Source organism: Lentibacillus sp., from assembly GCF_035301925.1.
GTDB lineage: Bacteria > Bacillota > Bacilli > Bacillales > Amphibacillaceae > Lentibacillus.
This window is the reverse complement of record NZ_DATGTI010000018.1, coordinates 1-15,465: the sequence shown is the minus strand read 5'-3', so window position 1 is coordinate 15,465 and position 15,465 is coordinate 1. Positions and strand designations below refer to the sequence as shown.

Here is a 15,465-nt window from a genome sequence, read left to right as displayed (position 1 = left end):
GGGAGACATGTCCATGAAAAAAATGTTTGGTATGTGGGTTGTGGTTATTGTCGGCTTGATCTTTGTGCTTTCCGCCTGTGGTGAGCAATCCCAGGAGGATGTCGTGGAGAAATTGGAGTCGAACCTCGAATCCATGAACGGTTATAAAGCAAAGGCCGAAATGACAATGAACACCGGACAGGAGGATCAGAAGTATCAAATAGATGTCTGGCATAAGAAAAAAGATCTGTATCGTGTAGAGCTTAGCAATGAACAGGATGAAGAGGGCAACCAAATCATTTTGAAAAATGAAGACGGTGTATTCGTCCTTTCACCGGCACTCAATAAAAGCTTCAAATTTCAGGAAGAGTGGCCGCAAAATGGCAGCCAACCATACCTTTATCAATCACTTGTCAACGATATCCTGAAAGATAATGAAGCTGAATTCAGCACCAGTGAAGATTATTACGTTTTTGAGACCAAAACAAATTATCAAAGTAATAATAACTTGCCATACCAGGAAGTGTACTTTGATAAAAAATTGTATACACCGGTCATGGTAAAAGTTCTGGATAAAGATCGGAACGCTCTGGTGCAAGTCGATTTTTCCGAGTTTAATACAGACCCCACTTTTGAAGATGACGATTTTGCGATGGAGAAAAATATGACAAGCGGAATGGCAGATGCACCAGTTTCAGGTGAAGGTGAGACAGATCCATTCAGCGTGATTTATCCACAGAACATGCTAGGGTCCGAACTGGTTGAAGAATCAGAAGTGGATACGGAAAATGGCGAACGGGTCATTATGACGTTTTCCGGCGACAAAAATTTCACGCTGATCCAGGAAAAACAGGAAGTTGCAACAACCATGAATTCTCCAAAGATGGTAGAAGGCGAGATTGTGAATTTGGGTCACGCGATAGGAGCACTATCTGATAACACCATTGAATGGACCAGTAACGGAAGTAATTTTGTCCTGGCAAGTGAAGAACTGACACGTGACGAATTGATAGAGGTTGCACAATCCGTTAAAGGCAAAGAAGTGAAGTAAATGAACCGTAGCAAGCAGACTCAGAGAGGGGGTCTGCTTTTTATTTTGGTCTATTTTCGATAATATAGAGAGCAGATGGCAAAGGGGTGACTTTTATGAACGGTAACTTGTTTCGGAGTACGTGGGCTGAAGTGGATCTGAATGCAATTGCACACAACATCGGAGAAATGAAAAAAAGACTGCCTGAGCACTGTGGCATCATAGCAGTAGTGAAAGCCAACGCTTATGGCCATGGAGCGGTGGAAGTTGCCAAAACGGCGCTGGAATCCGGTGCGAAGATGCTTGCGGTGGCATTGCTGGAAGAAGCGTTAACATTGCGTGAGGCCAATATTACAGCACCAATCTTGGTATTTGGACGGGTACTGCCTCAGGATGTTCCGGTTGCTGTACAACATGATATCACGCTGACTTGCTTTCAAAAGGAATGGATTCATGATGTGAACAGGGTTTCACTCCCATCACCGGTAAACGTCCATATGAAATGGGATACTGGTATGGGTCGTGTTGGGCTGCGGACAGAAAAAGAATTAGAAGAGATCACAAAAGAAATTGAGAACAGCCCGAAAATTCATTTAACCGGTGTTTATTCACATTTTGCCACCGCTGATGAAGCTGATCTCTCGTATTTTGAAATGCAGCGGCGCCGGTTTGAACATTTACTGCAGACGTTTAAGGCCATCCGGAATGAACCGGTCTCTGTCCACATCGGCAATAGTGCCGCATCCATCCGTTTTCCTGAACAAATGTATAATTATATACGGTTTGGCATATCTATGTATGGACTATATCCGTCAGATGTCGTGAAAAATGAGCGCGAAATTGAGCTCGAACCGGCTTTTTCATTACACAGCCGGTTAATTCATGTGAAAAGGATGGCCCGGAAAGAATCAATCAGCTATGGTGCCACCTATACAACAAAAGATGATGAATATATCGGGACCATTCCGATCGGCTATGCGGATGGCTGGATCCGCAAGCTGCAGGGGATGGATGTGCTTGTCGATGGAAAAAGGATGCCGATTATTGGAAGGATAACGATGGATCAGACGATGATTAAGCTTGATGGCGAATATCCTGTCGGGACAAAGGTAACATTAATCGGAAAACAGGGGAATGACGAAATTGAAACCGATGAAATCGCGGAAAAACTCGAAACCATCAATTATGAAATACCATGTATGATTCCCGAACGTGTACCGAGGCTTTACAAATAAGAATTTTTCGGCATAAAATTACTGTTCCAAAATAATATTAATAGCGGGAGCTTTTTTAGCACTTATAGTGGAATCCGCAATTATTGGGATGTGTATAATAACTTCCAATTAAGTAAAATATGATTAAAAGGAAGATTTTTCGTCAGGTTTTCCACAGTAACGTCGAATGGGTTTGACATATGTCTGGAGGTAGAGTGGGGCACGAGGCCTGATTCCCTGTCCCGGATTTTTTCTGATAAGCCTTTGCAAACCATATCATTCAATGGTATGATTGAAAAAGAATTTCATCATGATCGTTTACAAGTTGTCGGAGGTGCATGGTTTTGTCAGAGAGCTTACAGGAAATTTCAGTACGATTGCCAAAAAACCTGCTAAACGAGGTGGATGGACTCATGAAGTATGAAAATAGTGATTTAAGTGATTTCATTTGTCAGGCGACGAAGAATTATTTGGAGCAAAAAAAAGAAGAGCATGTCCAGCAGTTTCGTGAATCAATGCAGCAAGGTTATATGGAAATGGCTAATATTAATCTGACAATCGCTTCGGAAGCATTTCAGGCCGAGGAAGAAGCTGAGAAAAACAACTTGCAGCGCACAGTGATCGGGGTGTAAGGCACTTGATCGTTCAAAGAGGCGAAGTTTATTTCGCCGACTTATCCCCTGTTGTGGGATCAGAGCAAGGGGGCATACGCCCAGTATTGATCCTGCAGAATAATATCGGCAACCGGTTCAGCCCAACGGTTATTGTTGCTGCTATAACTGCTCAGATTCAGAAGGCCAAACTCCCGACACATGTGGAGATCGACGCGAAACGCTATGGATTTGACCGTAACTCGGTTATATTGCTGGAACAAATCAGAACGTTGGATAAGCAGCGGTTGACCGATAATATCACAAAACTGGATAATCATATGATGGAAAAGATTGATAAGGCTTTGGAAATCAGCCTTGGATTGAAAGAAATGTATGATTAATAGGTGCCCCTTTCTGACCGGAAACAGGGGTATTTTTTTATGTCTGAATAACTGATTTATCGAATTTTGACTAAATTTATGATAAAATGCAAATTAATAGGCAACAGTGCGTGTTCAAAAAGGAGGATAAAAACGACCGAGATTTTCGAGGCGGTGCAGTTTCGAGCAGCGGAGAAACAAGCTAACGAGCTTCTCTTGTTTGTGGTGACTTCTGCGCCCGTCACAGGAAGTGGCGGTTTCAGCAGAAGATCCCCTGTTCGGTGTGTGTCATTTTTACCGGACTTTCTGAGCAACCTCTAACAAAATTTTTCGAAGAGCGATTGATAATTCAGGGATAAATAGTAGGAGGACAATATGGATAGAAAATTTAGAAAAATTGTATTGGACAACAGTGATGTTATCGTCCAAAAATGGATCGATGAGATTGAATCACTGAAAGGCTTCAATTATACCGTTAGTGTCTCGGATGAATTATTGGAAAGTACTAACAGGGAATTTGTCAATATTATTTTCAGCAGTATTAAAGACCAGGGTGATACGAAACAGCTGAAAGCATTTTCTGAGAAGCTGATCAATCTCGGCTGGAAGGTGAGTTACATAACAGATGGTCTGCAGGTTTTCAGACGGGTAACCATTGACTTTATTCTGGAACAATCCGATCAAATTAATACCGGCTATATTTCTCAGTTGCTGCAGAGCGTGGATAAATGGGTTGAACCGCTGATCAGACAGTTGGTCAATGAATACTCAGGTAATTGGGAAAATATCCTTTCCCTGCAGCGTGTGGCACTTCAGGAATTATCTGCCCCGCTTATTCCGGTTATAGATAATATCACGGTTATGCCGCTGGTAGGTACGATTGATACCGAGCGTGCCAAATTAATTATGGAAAATCTGCTTGAAGGGGTCATGAAGCATAACTCAGAGGTTGTTTTAATCGATATCACCGGCGTACCGGTTGTTGATACAATGGTTGCACATCATATTGTCCAAGCAGCCGAAGCGGTTCGGTTGGTCGGGTCAACATGCATCCTTGTGGGGATACGTCCTGAAATTGCCCAGACGATTGTGAACCTGGGAATCGATCTGGGCAAATTCCCAACCAAAAGCTCACTGAGAAAAGGGTTTATTAAAGCACTTGAACTGACCAACCGCAGAATTGTTGATACGGAAAAGAAAGACAATGCGATTGAGCAAATGATCGACTCGCTTGGTGGAGCGTGATAACATGCGGATACCGATATTAAAATTGCACGATTATTTATTGATTTCAATCCAGACAGAGATGGATGATAATACAGCTATACAGTTCCAGGAAGATTTATTGGATAAAATTCATCAAACCGGCGCAACAGGCGTTGTGATTGACCTGACATCAGTGGAAATCATCGATTCATTTATCGCAAAAGTCCTGGGCGACGTTGTGACCATGTCAGATCTTATGGGGGCCAAAGTGGTATTGACCGGCATCCAGCCTGCAGTTGCTGTGACTCTGATTGATTTGGGCGTGCATTTGAAAGATGTACCAACTGCATTAGACTTGGAGCAAGGACTGATTAAACTACACCAGGAATTGGGGGAATGAGTATGGACCTTCAATCCTGTGTTACAATTGAAAAAGAGTGGGATATCGTCCAGGCGCGTCAGCTTGGCAGAGACAAGGCACGTCAAGTGGGGTTTGGGACAGTTGACCAGGCTCGTCTGACCACTGCGATATCGGAACTCGCCCGTAATATCTATTTATATGCTGACAGCGGAAAGGTATGTTTTGAGATTTCCGAGGAGGATGATCAGAAAGGTTTAACCGTTATAGCGCTTGATACCGGTCCCGGGATAAAAAATATCAGTCAGGTGATGGAAGATGGGTACTCCACAACGGGAGGATTGGGTGCGGGGCTCCCTGGCGTGAAGCGTTTGGTTGACCAATTTGATATCAGATCAGAAGAGGGCAGGGGCACTGAAGTCAAAGCTAGGAAATGGTTGAGAAATACAAATTGACTTACGAACGGCAAAGGGGGGAACATGGGTTTGTGATGGGCTCCTTTTGCTGTTTTATAATAGGGGGCGGATTGTATGGCAACCCTTGATACGGATATCAGCAATTATCGTCAGTTATTAAAGCATTACATCGAAATACGGGATGAGCAATCCCTTTATGGTGCTGAGCAAATCAGTAAAGCGTTCATTAAAAACAATGTTCCGCCTGAAGAGATTATTAACCTTCATATTCAGGCACTGTCAGAGTTGTACCCTGATATTCCGACGTATTTTCAGCATTCCATGAATTTTTTATTGGAAATCATGATTTCTTATGGAATTGCTCATCAGGAATACCGTTCACTGCGGGAAGAACAATCGGAAATTAAATCAGAAATCGCCGTAGCGGCAAATATGCAGGATACCCTGTTGACAACGATGAAACCTGAAATCGACGGCTTGGATATAGGTGTTGTCAGTGTACCGGCTCACCAGATGAATGGTGATTATTATCATTTTCTTATGGGTGAGGATAATTCAATCGGGATTGCTGTGGCCGATGTCATTGGAAAAGGCATCCCCGCAGCATTATGCATGTCAATGATCAAATACTCCATGGACAGCTTGCCCAAATCTACTTTAAGCCCCAGGACCATATTGAAAAATTTAAATCGGGTTGTTGAACGAAACGTTGATTCAAGTATGTTCATCACTATGTTTTATGCACAATATCTTCCATCTGAAAGCAAAATTTACTATTCATCCGCCGGACATGAACCTGGTTTTCATTATAATGCCAAAACGAAAACGTTTGAAGAAATTAAAACAAAAGGACTTGTGCTTGGTGTATCCCCGGATGTGGACTACCGGGAATATGAACGCACCATTCAGAAGGGTGATATGGTTATCCTGCTTACCGATGGCGTGACAGAATGCAGGCAGGGTGAAAGGTTTATTGAAACGGAGGAAGTGTTGGAAGTCATCGAAAAGTACGCTGATTTGCCGGCACAGGAGATGGTCAATAAAGTATTTAAACATTTCGAGCGGATGCAGGATTTTCATTTACGGGACGATTTCACGCTGATTGTTTTACGTAAAGAAGTTTAGCCGTCATACTTCAGGGGAATAGGACGATGATATGTTCAGGAATTTTTCATGATAATATTCATAGAATAGGAGGGTCCTGATGAATTTGAAAATCGATGTTACAGAGGGTAACGAGAAATCTGTTGTAAAACTATCAGGTGAAATTGATGCCTATACTGCACCACAGCTGAAGGAAAATTTATTACCGCTGACGAAAAAAGAAGGACATCAGACAGAGGTGAATCTGGAAGATGTTCATTATATGGATAGTACAGGCTTGGGAATTTTTATCAGTGCATTGAAATCAACGAATGAAAATAATAGTGACATGCGTTTGGTTAATTTGCAGGATCGTGTGAAAAGGTTGTTTCGGATAACAGGACTCGATGAAATCATGACGATTGATACTGCTATTCGAGGTGGAAATGAATAATGGAAAAATTTGATTTTATTGAAATGAAGATTCCGGCAAGAGCAGAATATATCGGTGTCGTACGTCTTAGTGTCTCGGGAGTCGCGAACCGGCAGGGGTTTGGGTATGAAGCCATTGAGGATTTTAAGGTGGCTGTTTCCGAGGCGATTACGAATGTCGTCGATCACGCCTACTATGAAGAGGAGAATGGTGAAGTAACGATTGGATTTGGTATTTATGATGATCGTCTGGAGGTTATGGTAGCTGATCATGGAGGCAGCTTTGATTTGAGTGAAATAAAAGGGGGGATTGGTCCTTACGAAGGTGATGAGTCCGTCGAAAATTTGCGTGAAGGTGGCTTTGGCTTATTCCTGATCGATGCACTTATGGATAAAGTGGAGATCAATAACGATTATGGTGTCACTGTTTTAATGACAAAGTACCTTCACAAAGCAGAGGTGGGGCTTGATGACGACCAAATCTCAACAACCCAATAAAAACCAGAAGGACATTTACCAATACATCGAAGACCTCCAGAAAGACCCGAAAAATGAAGTCCTGCAGGAAACGATTGTACTGGCCTATACGGACTTGGTTGAGTCAATTGCAGGGAAATATTCAAAAAACAGCAGTATACATGAAGACCTGACACAAGTGGGGATGATTGGTCTGATTGCTGCTGTCAGACGGTACGATGCTTCATATGGAAAATCGTTCGAATCTTTCGCTATCCCGACTATCATCGGCGAAATTAAACGGTTTATCCGTGATAAGACATGGAGTGTCCATGTTCCGCGCCGGATTAAGGAATTAGGCCCGAAAATACGAAAGGCTGCTGATGAGCTGACGTCAAAAAATCAGCATTCACCAACCGTTAAGGAAATTGCCGATTACTTGAACGTCTCTGAAGAAGAAGTGCTGGAAACGATGGAGATGAGCAAAAGTTATAAAGCACTGTCGGTTGATAAAAAACTCGAAGCAGATTCCGATGGGAGTACAGTTGCTATCTTGGATCTGGTCGGTAATCGTGACAGCGACTTTGATAATGTTGACCAGCGGATGCTGCTGGAAAAAATACTTCCCGTCCTAACCGAACGTGAACAGGAGATTCTACGATGTACTTATTTTGAACATATGAGCCAGCAAGAAACCGGTGAAAAACTGGGGATTTCCCAAATGCATGTATCACGGTTACAACGCCGCTCATTACGAAAACTCCGTGAGGTACTGCAAAATGAAAGTACGGAGATTCTGGATTGAATTATAAACCCGTCAAAGTTGAAACAGCTGTCTTCCAAAAAGCGAAGCAAGGTCAACATTATTGCGGAGACAGTTATTTTTATACCGAAACCGACAATGAATATGTATGTGCACTTGCGGATGGTTTGGGAAGCGGCGAATTTGCGAGGGAATCTTCTGAAATCGTGATCGGTATTATAAGAGACAACATTGATGCAACGATTGAACAGCTGATCAAAAAATGCAATCAGCAGTTAATAGGAAAACGCGGGGCGGTTATCGGGATTTTAAGAATCGACTTCAAATCACATCAATATTCATTTTCATCAATTGGTAATATCGGGATTTTAACCATTACGGACAACGGAAAGAAGAAACGGAATATACCGAACAACGGTTATCTGGCTGGCTATCACAGACCATTTAAGGTTGTGACTGACAAGCTTCGTCCGATGATGCGGTTTATTTTATTTTCCGACGGCGTTACGGATAAAGACTTATCACATCGATTTTTGTTGAACAAAGACGTCTATCATGTTGTTCAGACATTCGCTGATTACACAGATGGCGTTGTGAGATCGGATGATACAACATTGATTGCGATACAATATCAAGGCTGAGATCGGCTTGAAACGGGCCGGTCTTTTTCCTTTTTACGGCTTTTTGGTAAAATGGACATGTATTTTGAGAATTGATCAGCGGGGGAACGTTCGCTGATTATTCGTTTGAGGAGGAACTTATGTGGCAACTGAACTGGAAGAATGGGTAGCAAAGGAAACGGATGTCAAGACTGCTACGGTCAAAAAGGTAATCGCCTTAATGGACGAAGGGAATACGGTACCATTTATTGCGCGTTACCGAAAAGAAATAACGGGCGGATTGGATGAGGTTCAGATAAAACAGATTCACGACAAGTGGCAATATGCGGTGAATCTGGCTGAACGGAAAGAAGAAGTCATCCGTCTGATTGACGAGCAGGGAAAGCTTACTGAGGAACTGGAACGTGATATCACAGCGGCAACCCAATTGCAGCGGGTGGAAGATTTATACCGGCCATACAAGCAGAAACGCCGTACACGAGCGACAAAGGCAAAAGAAAAAGGTCTGGAACCGCTGGCGGTTCTTGTGTGGGAACAGGCAATAAGTGATGTGAACAATGAAGCGGAAAACTATTTATCGGATGAACATGAATTAAATACCATTGAAGATGTGCTTAAAGGTGTCAATGATATTTTGGCGGAATGGATTTCAGACGAACCGGAATATCGTGAATACATCCGCGGTGAAACATATAAGCGCGGAACCGTTCATTCTGAAGGTAAAGATACAGCCAAAGACGAAAAGGGCGTCTATGAAATGTACTATACGTATGATGAGGCTGTTCGTTCAATGGTTTCGCATCGTATTTTAGCATTAAACCGCGGTGAGAAAGAAGATATTTTGAAAGTGACGGTTGAACCGCCGACAGAACGTATTCTGGATTTTCTGCAGCGCAGTGTGATCACCAACAAAGGTAATCAGGAGACGGCTAAAATACTCCAGGATGCGATTAAAGATGGCTATAAACGACTCATTCAGCCGGCCGTTGAACGGGAAATCCGCAGCAGCTTAACGGAAAAAGCCGAAGACCAGGCAATTGATGTGTTTGCTCAAAACTTGAAAAACCTTTTGCTGCAGCCACCGCTTAAAGAAAAAACAGTGCTTGGCGTTGATCCAGCCTACCGGACAGGGTGCAAATTGGCTGTTGTCGATGAAACAGGGAAAGTGCATGAAGTTGGCGTCATATTTCCGACAGCACCTAAGCATGATACCGCTGGTGCTGAGAAGACGGTTATGGATTTGATTGATCGTTTTAATGTCGAATTGATAGCGATTGGAAATGGGACCGCTTCACGAGAGACGGAACAATTTATTTCTGATGTGATCGGCAAGCATCAATTGAATATTTCATATATCATTGTTAATGAAGCAGGTGCAAGTGTCTATTCGGCTTCCAAACTGGCACGTGAGGAGTTTCCCGATTTGCAGGTTGAAGAGCGGAGTGCAGCTTCGATTGCCAGGAGGGTACAGGATCCGCTTGCCGAACTCGTGAAAATCGATCCAAAATCAATCGGTGTTGGTCAGTATCAGCACGATGTCAGCCAAAAATCACTGAATGAATCTCTGACATTTGTGGTCGAAACAGCAGTTAACCAAGTAGGTGTTAACGTCAATACGGCTTCACCTTCATTATTGCAATATGTCGCTGGGTTAAGCAAAACGGTCGCTAATAACATCGTGAAACAACGAAATGAGGGTGGCAAATTCAGCAATCGAACGCAACTTAAAAAGATCCCTCGGCTTGGTGCAAAAACATATGAGCAGGGGATTGGCTTTCTGCGTGTTTTAGATGGTGACAACCCGCTCGACCGAACGCCGATCCATCCCGAAAACTATACGCAAGTTGAACAGCTTTTACAATTGATCGGCTGCGAAAAAGAAGATATCGGAAGCGAAACTTTGCGTAATAGATTGAACACTATCGATGTCAAAGCAATGGCGAAAGATCTGGATATTGGCGAACCAACTTTACAGGACATTATCAATGCTCTGAGCCGTCCGGAACGTGATCCGCGCGATGATTTGCCGAAACCGTTATTGAAACAAAATGTTTTGTCACTGGAAGATTTACAGCCGGGCATGGAAATGCAGGGAACTGTCCGCAATGTTGTCGATTTTGGTGTATTTGTTGATATTGGTGTTAAACAGGATGGGTTGGTGCACATTTCCAAAATGTCCAACAAATTTGTCAAGCACCCGATGGATATTGCATCAGTTGGTGATGTCGTGACGGTATGGGTGGAGAGTATCGATATCGACAAAGGTCGGATTGCATTGTCGATGATCAAAAGTGAAAAGTAGTCCAGTTATGTAAAACGGCTCCTAAATAAGCGTTCTATTTGTACGCCAATCAGATATGAAATAAGCATAAAAAAGACTGTCCTGTAAGTTGGACAGTCTTTTTTTACCGTTTATCCCGCATGTAATGGCCATTAAACCGCCTAAGAACAGCGGTTAAATGGCCATAAATGCCCGATTCTGCTCAGCTGCCATTCAGCGGAGAAAACCGCTCCGCTGAATGGAGTTTCGCTTTATCCCGCATGTAATGGCCATTAAACCGCCAAAGAATGGCGGTTAGTGTCTATGGATGTGCGGCTCTGTTTAAATAATATTCCGTGGAGAATAACGCTCCACGGAATGAAGTTACACTTTATTTTTCTTTACTGACGGCCGCTTCGACCTCACTTATTGGGATGCCGGCAGCTTTTGCGACACCTTCGCCATAAGCAGGATCAGCTTTATAGCAGTTCGTGATATGTCTCAGTTTGACTTCTTTGGTTGCTCCTTCCATATCACGTGCCGTATTTTCAAATAGATCTTGCTGTTCTTCCGTACTTAGGAGACGGAACAGTTTACCAGGTTGCTCATAATAATTGTCATCATCTTCGCGGAAATTATGATAATCGGCCGCTCCACTAATTTCTAAAGCTGGTTCTTGAAGGTCTTTTTGGTCTTCCCATTCACCATAACTGTTAGGCGTATAGTGAACAGTTCCGCCTTCATCTCCGTGCAATACGCGCATTGCGCCATCACGATGGTATGGATGGAAGTTCTTCGCATTTTTAGGATAGTTAACCGGAATTTGCCAATGATTAACACCTAAACGATAGCGCTGTGTATCGCTGTATGAGAATATACGACCCTGCAGCATTTTATCAGGTGAGAAACCAATGCCCGGTACAATATTCGTTGGCGCAAATGCAGCCTGCTCTACTTCAGTAAAGTAGTTATCTGGATTACGGTTCAGTTCCAATTCGCCGACTTCAATCAGCGGGAAGTCTTCTTTATACCAGACTTTCGTCAAGTCAAATGGGTTATATGGCATATTTTTAGCTTCTTCTTCGGTCATGACTTGAATATATAATGTCCATTTTGGATAATAGCCGTTTGCGATGGCATTATATAGATCTTTTGTATGGCTGTCAGGCTCTTGTCCTCTTAGTTTTTCTGCTTCATCGTCTTTCAGGTTTTTAATGCCTTGCTGTGTGCGGAAATGGAATTTGACCCATACACGCTCATTATCGGCATTGATCATACTATACGCATGACTGCTGAATAAATGCATATTTCGGAAACTGGCCGGAATACCGCGGTTAGTATTTTGAATCGTTACTTGATGCAGTGCTTCAGGCAATAATGACCAGAAGTCGTATTTTGCATTTGCATCTTTTAAATTTGTTTTAGGATTGCGTTTTACAACGTGGTTCAGATCCGTAAATTTCTTTGGATCTCGCATGAAGAATACTGGTGTGTTGTTACCCACAAGATCCCAGTTACCTTCTTCTGTATAGAATTTCATGGCTGTTCCGCGGATGTCACGTTCTGCTTCTGGAGCCCCGCGTTCACCAGCAACGGTTGAAAAACGGATAAACATATCAGTCTGTTTGCCGATTTCAGAGAACATGTCCGCTTTTGTATATTTTGTAATATCGTGTGTTACGGTAAATGTCCCATATGCACCGGCTCCTCTTGCGTGCATCCGGCGTTCCGGAATGACTTCTCTGTCAAAATGAGCCATTTTTTCCAGGAACCAGTAATCTTCCATTAACAGTGGTCCACGTTTACCGGCCGTTTTGGAATCATCATCATTAGGTACCGGAGCACCGAATGCTGTTGTTAATTTCTTTTTATTTTCATGCTCACTCATGAATCTATTCCCTCCTGTTTATTTTATAATTATTATAATAACATAGTGATTATAATAATACTATGAAGTAGCTTAGTAGATTGTATGCAGGGTGATTAGAATCGCAAAATTGCGGAAGAAAGGGTCATTTGCTATTATGTAGTTAAGACTAACCTAGCAAGACGATTAACTAACATTATAAATTCATATCTTATTTTCTTATCTATATTTATTAGATGAAAATCGTGATAAGCTTTAGATCATTTATTATGTTAGTTATCTAAAAACACTCCGCAATATTGGGCAATTCTTTTCAACCCATGTACTATTATAATATAAATTTATTAAAAATCAATATTTAATCATAATAATTTTAAATAGTGTATTTCAGAACCGAAGTGTGTCGCACGATAAAATTTAATCTGCTAAAATAGAAGCGAATATGTTACTAAAACAATTTTTAGGTGGTTGCCGACTTACCGGTTTGCTTACAGACGTATGCTAAAGTATTGTGTTTAATAATAAGGAAGGTTTTCAAGTGAATAATCTAAATGAGAATGATTTGCGTGAATTAGTCAATCGTCTTTCCCACCAACACTTCCATAAGCCTTTTGTGGACGTCGTAAAATTCAATAACCGTCTTAGAACAACCGGCGGAAGATATCTTCCGGCAAAAAGAACGATTGAACTGAATCCCAAATATGTTCTTGAGATGAATGAGGAAGAAGTGATTGGGATTCTTAAACATGAACTTTGCCATTATCATCTTCATATTGAAGGAAAAGGTTACAAACACGGTGATCGGGATTTTAAGGAACTTCTAAAACAGACAGGATCACCCAGGCACTGTTCACCGCTGCCATCAGTTGAAAAACGCCCGAAATATCTTTATAAATGTCAATCGTGTCATCACATGTATAAAAGGTTGCGCAGGGTTGATTTGAATAGATACAGATGCGGCAAGTGCAAAGGCAAACTGGTCATGGTCACCCATCTGACGCTAAGCTGAAAGTCATTCAGGCATGGCGTATACTGATAGTATTGACGAAACCCAGCTTACATGTTAAATTAAGTAAGCCTTAAATGTGATGGACACTTTAAGGACGCTTATTTGGCCCTTTCAAAAAAATCTCTTTATAAGATGTTGACATTCGATGCCATCTATTGTATTATATTTTTCGTCGCGGAAAATTGATGGCTTACAAGACGAAAAATAACGCGAATACAAAACATTGGCATATACTGCCTTGATTATTTCAGATTATTCCACAGTAGCTCAGCGGTAGAGCTATCGGCTGTTAACCGATCGGTCGCAGGTTCGAATCCTGCCTGTGGAGCCATTTTATGGAGAAGTACTCAAGTGGCTGAAGAGGCGCCCCTGCTAAGGGTGTAGGTCGGCTTTGCCGGCGCGAGGGTTCAAATCCCTCCTTCTCCGCCATTATATGGCCCGTTGGTCAAGTGGTTAAGACACCGCCCTTTCACGGCGGTAACACGGGTTCGAATCCCGTACGGGTCATTTGGATTTTTTTAAAACTGAAACGGTTGGTCCGGTAGTTCAGTTGGTTAGAATGCCTGCCTGTCACGCAGGAGGTCGCGGGTTCGAGTCCCGTCCGGACCGCCATTCGTTGGGCTATAGCCAAGCGGTAAGGCAACGGGTTTTGATCCCGTGATTCGCTGGTTCGAATCCAGCTAGCCCAGCCATTTTCTTTGCAAAAAACGACAAACGACATAAGTCATATAAATTACAGAGCCTATTATCTAGCCGTTTCTACACGTTTGAAGACTTCGGGGTGCAGCTACCGGCAGCTTGCAGCACGACGGTCGAACGGCACATGAGAAAAAATGCTAGAATAGATTTAACCCCTTTTGTGACGTACATGAGCCATTAGCTCAGTCGGTAGAGCATCTGACTTTTAATCAGAGGGTCGCAGGTTCGATTCCTGCATGGCTCACCATTTTTGCGGATGTGGCGGAATTGGCAGACGCGCTAGACCCAGGATCTAGTGTCTTTACGACGTGAGGGTTCGACTCCCTCCATCCGCACTTTTATGTTTTTATATATTGCTGTGGAGTTCACGGCATTTTATTTTGTGTGAATACGCGGTCGTGGCGGAATGGCAGACGCGCTAGGTTGAGGGCCTAGTGGGAGTTTATCCCGTGGAGGTTCAAGTCCTCTCGGCCGCATAAAAACTTATTGACATCTTGCTGCCCCTTTGATATACTAAGGGAGTTGCTTTTAAAGCGCCCGTAGCTCAATTGGATAGAGCGTCTGACTACGGATCAGAAGGTTAGGGGTTCGACTCCTCTCGGGCGCGCCATTTTTTCGGGAAGTAGCTCAGTTTGGCAGAGCACATGGTTTGGGACCATGGGGTCGCAGGTTCAAATCCTGTCTTCCCGACCATCGAAGTCATATTTGACCTTACAAAATAATCAAGTCTTGCGGGTGTAGTTTAGTGGTAAAACCTCAGCCTTCCAAGCTGATGTCGTGGGTTCGATTCCCATCACCCGCTCCATTTTGGGGCCTGTAGCTCAGTCGGTCAGAGCGCACGCCTGATAAGCGTGAGGTCGGTGGTTCGAGTCCACCCAGGCCCACTTTGCTCCTTGAAAACTGAACAAAACAACCAGTATGCAAGAGATGTCAGTGGTAAGAGGCCGAAAGTCGGAATTTTGATTTCGACGGCAGGCCAATGAAACCCTGGAATCAATTTTTAAAGCAAGCCATGAATGAGATTGATCGGTGTCAATCTTGATTCAAACTTTATTGGAGAGTTTGATCTTGGCTCAGGACGAACGCTGGCGGCGTGCCTA

At 42.9% G+C, this 15,465-nt stretch carries 15 protein-coding genes and 12 tRNA genes; 26 read left to right on the top strand and 1 reads right to left on the bottom strand.

The window, feature by feature from the left end; all coding sequences use genetic code 11:
- The first annotated feature begins 13 nt into the window (after positions 1–13).
- The 13 genes from VK080_RS01910 to VK080_RS01850 all read left to right on the top strand — a co-directional run bounded on the left by VK080_RS01910 (position 14) and on the right by VK080_RS01850 (position 10,832).
- Positions 14–1,030 carry an outer membrane lipoprotein carrier protein LolA gene (locus VK080_RS01910; RefSeq protein ID WP_324223109.1) on the top strand — a complete coding sequence of 339 codons (1,017 nt, stop codon included), beginning with the start codon at positions 14–16 and terminating at the stop codon, positions 1,028–1,030.
- 95 nt (positions 1,031–1,125) lie between these two features.
- On the top strand, positions 1,126–2,244 hold the full coding sequence (gene alr, locus VK080_RS01905; RefSeq protein WP_324223108.1) for an alanine racemase: 1,119 nt from the start codon (positions 1,126–1,128) through the stop codon (positions 2,242–2,244).
- Between the two features lie 323 nt (positions 2,245–2,567).
- Positions 2,568–2,855, top strand: a complete 288-nt coding sequence (locus tag VK080_RS01900; RefSeq protein ID WP_324223107.1) for an antitoxin — start codon at positions 2,568–2,570, stop codon at positions 2,853–2,855.
- A 5-nt stretch (positions 2,856–2,860) separates the two neighbouring features.
- Positions 2,861–3,217 (top strand): type II toxin-antitoxin system PemK/MazF family toxin, encoded by a 357-nt coding sequence (locus tag VK080_RS01895; protein ID WP_324223106.1) that lies wholly within the window; start codon positions 2,861–2,863, stop codon positions 3,215–3,217.
- Between the two features lie 354 nt (positions 3,218–3,571).
- Positions 3,572–4,441, top strand: a complete 870-nt coding sequence (locus tag VK080_RS01890) for an RsbT co-antagonist protein RsbRA (protein ID WP_324223105.1) — start codon at positions 3,572–3,574, stop codon at positions 4,439–4,441.
- A gap of 4 nt (positions 4,442–4,445) precedes the next feature.
- Entirely contained in the window at positions 4,446–4,802 is a 357-nt protein-coding gene (locus VK080_RS01885) for an STAS domain-containing protein (protein ID WP_324223104.1), read from the top strand.
- Positions 4,803–4,804: 2 nt separating this feature from the next.
- The gene (locus tag VK080_RS01880) at positions 4,805–5,215 is read left to right on the top strand and encodes an anti-sigma regulatory factor (RefSeq protein ID WP_324223103.1); all 411 of its coding nucleotides are present in this window, start codon (positions 4,805–4,807) and stop codon (positions 5,213–5,215) included.
- Between the two features lie 75 nt (positions 5,216–5,290).
- Positions 5,291–6,301 (top strand): PP2C family protein-serine/threonine phosphatase, encoded by a 1,011-nt coding sequence (locus VK080_RS01875; RefSeq protein ID WP_324223102.1) that lies wholly within the window; start codon positions 5,291–5,293, stop codon positions 6,299–6,301.
- A gap of 79 nt (positions 6,302–6,380) precedes the next feature.
- Complete coding sequence (locus VK080_RS01870; protein WP_324223101.1) at positions 6,381–6,713, top strand: STAS domain-containing protein; 333 nt, start codon at positions 6,381–6,383, stop codon at positions 6,711–6,713.
- A complete protein-coding gene (gene rsbW, locus VK080_RS01865) occupies positions 6,713–7,189 on the top strand; it encodes an anti-sigma B factor RsbW (RefSeq protein ID WP_324223100.1) in 477 nt (158 codons plus the stop codon). Before VK080_RS01870 ends, rsbW begins: the two co-directional genes overlap by 1 nt.
- Complete coding sequence (sigB, locus tag VK080_RS01860; protein WP_324223099.1) at positions 7,161–7,952, top strand: RNA polymerase sigma factor SigB; 792 nt, start codon at positions 7,161–7,163, stop codon at positions 7,950–7,952. Before rsbW ends, sigB begins: the two co-directional genes overlap by 29 nt.
- Positions 7,949–8,551, top strand: a complete 603-nt coding sequence (locus tag VK080_RS01855; RefSeq protein ID WP_324223098.1) for a SpoIIE family protein phosphatase — start codon at positions 7,949–7,951, stop codon at positions 8,549–8,551. Before sigB ends, VK080_RS01855 begins: the two co-directional genes overlap by 4 nt.
- Before the next feature lie 121 nt (positions 8,552–8,672).
- Complete coding sequence (locus tag VK080_RS01850) at positions 8,673–10,832, top strand: Tex family protein (protein ID WP_324223097.1); 2,160 nt, start codon at positions 8,673–8,675, stop codon at positions 10,830–10,832.
- A 349-nt stretch (positions 10,833–11,181) separates the two neighbouring features.
- Here VK080_RS01850 and VK080_RS01845 read toward each other — a convergent pair whose 3' ends face one another.
- The gene (locus VK080_RS01845) at positions 11,182–12,678 is read right to left on the bottom strand and encodes a catalase (RefSeq protein ID WP_324223096.1); all 1,497 of its coding nucleotides are present in this window, start codon (positions 12,676–12,678) and stop codon (positions 11,182–11,184) included.
- A gap of 517 nt (positions 12,679–13,195) precedes the next feature.
- Between VK080_RS01845 and VK080_RS01840 the strand changes: the two genes are divergently transcribed.
- The 13 genes from VK080_RS01840 (at position 13,196) to VK080_RS01780 (ending at position 15,249) form a co-directional block, all read left to right on the top strand.
- Entirely contained in the window at positions 13,196–13,666 is a 471-nt protein-coding gene (locus VK080_RS01840; RefSeq protein WP_324223095.1) for a SprT family protein, read from the top strand.
- Positions 13,667–13,922: 256 nt separating this feature from the next.
- Positions 13,923–13,997: transfer RNA gene (locus VK080_RS01835), tRNA-Asn, on the top strand.
- A 6-nt stretch (positions 13,998–14,003) separates the two neighbouring features.
- Positions 14,004–14,095: transfer RNA gene (locus VK080_RS01830), tRNA-Ser, on the top strand.
- A 6-nt stretch (positions 14,096–14,101) separates the two neighbouring features.
- Positions 14,102–14,173 (top strand) — tRNA-Glu (locus VK080_RS01825).
- A 28-nt stretch (positions 14,174–14,201) separates the two neighbouring features.
- Positions 14,202–14,278: transfer RNA gene (locus tag VK080_RS01820), tRNA-Asp, on the top strand.
- 5 nt (positions 14,279–14,283) lie between these two features.
- Positions 14,284–14,358: transfer RNA gene (locus VK080_RS01815), tRNA-Gln, on the top strand.
- A gap of 178 nt (positions 14,359–14,536) precedes the next feature.
- A tRNA-Lys gene (locus tag VK080_RS01810) sits at positions 14,537–14,612 on the top strand.
- A gap of 5 nt (positions 14,613–14,617) precedes the next feature.
- Positions 14,618–14,700 (top strand) — tRNA-Leu (locus VK080_RS01805).
- Positions 14,701–14,757: 57 nt separating this feature from the next.
- A tRNA-Leu gene (locus VK080_RS01800) sits at positions 14,758–14,841 on the top strand.
- 57 nt (positions 14,842–14,898) lie between these two features.
- Positions 14,899–14,975: transfer RNA gene (locus VK080_RS01795), tRNA-Arg, on the top strand.
- A 6-nt stretch (positions 14,976–14,981) separates the two neighbouring features.
- Positions 14,982–15,058: transfer RNA gene (locus tag VK080_RS01790), tRNA-Pro, on the top strand.
- A 38-nt stretch (positions 15,059–15,096) separates the two neighbouring features.
- A tRNA-Gly gene (locus VK080_RS01785) sits at positions 15,097–15,170 on the top strand.
- Positions 15,171–15,175: 5 nt separating this feature from the next.
- Positions 15,176–15,249, top strand: a tRNA-Ile gene (locus VK080_RS01780).
- Positions 15,250–15,465: the final 216 nt, after the last annotated feature.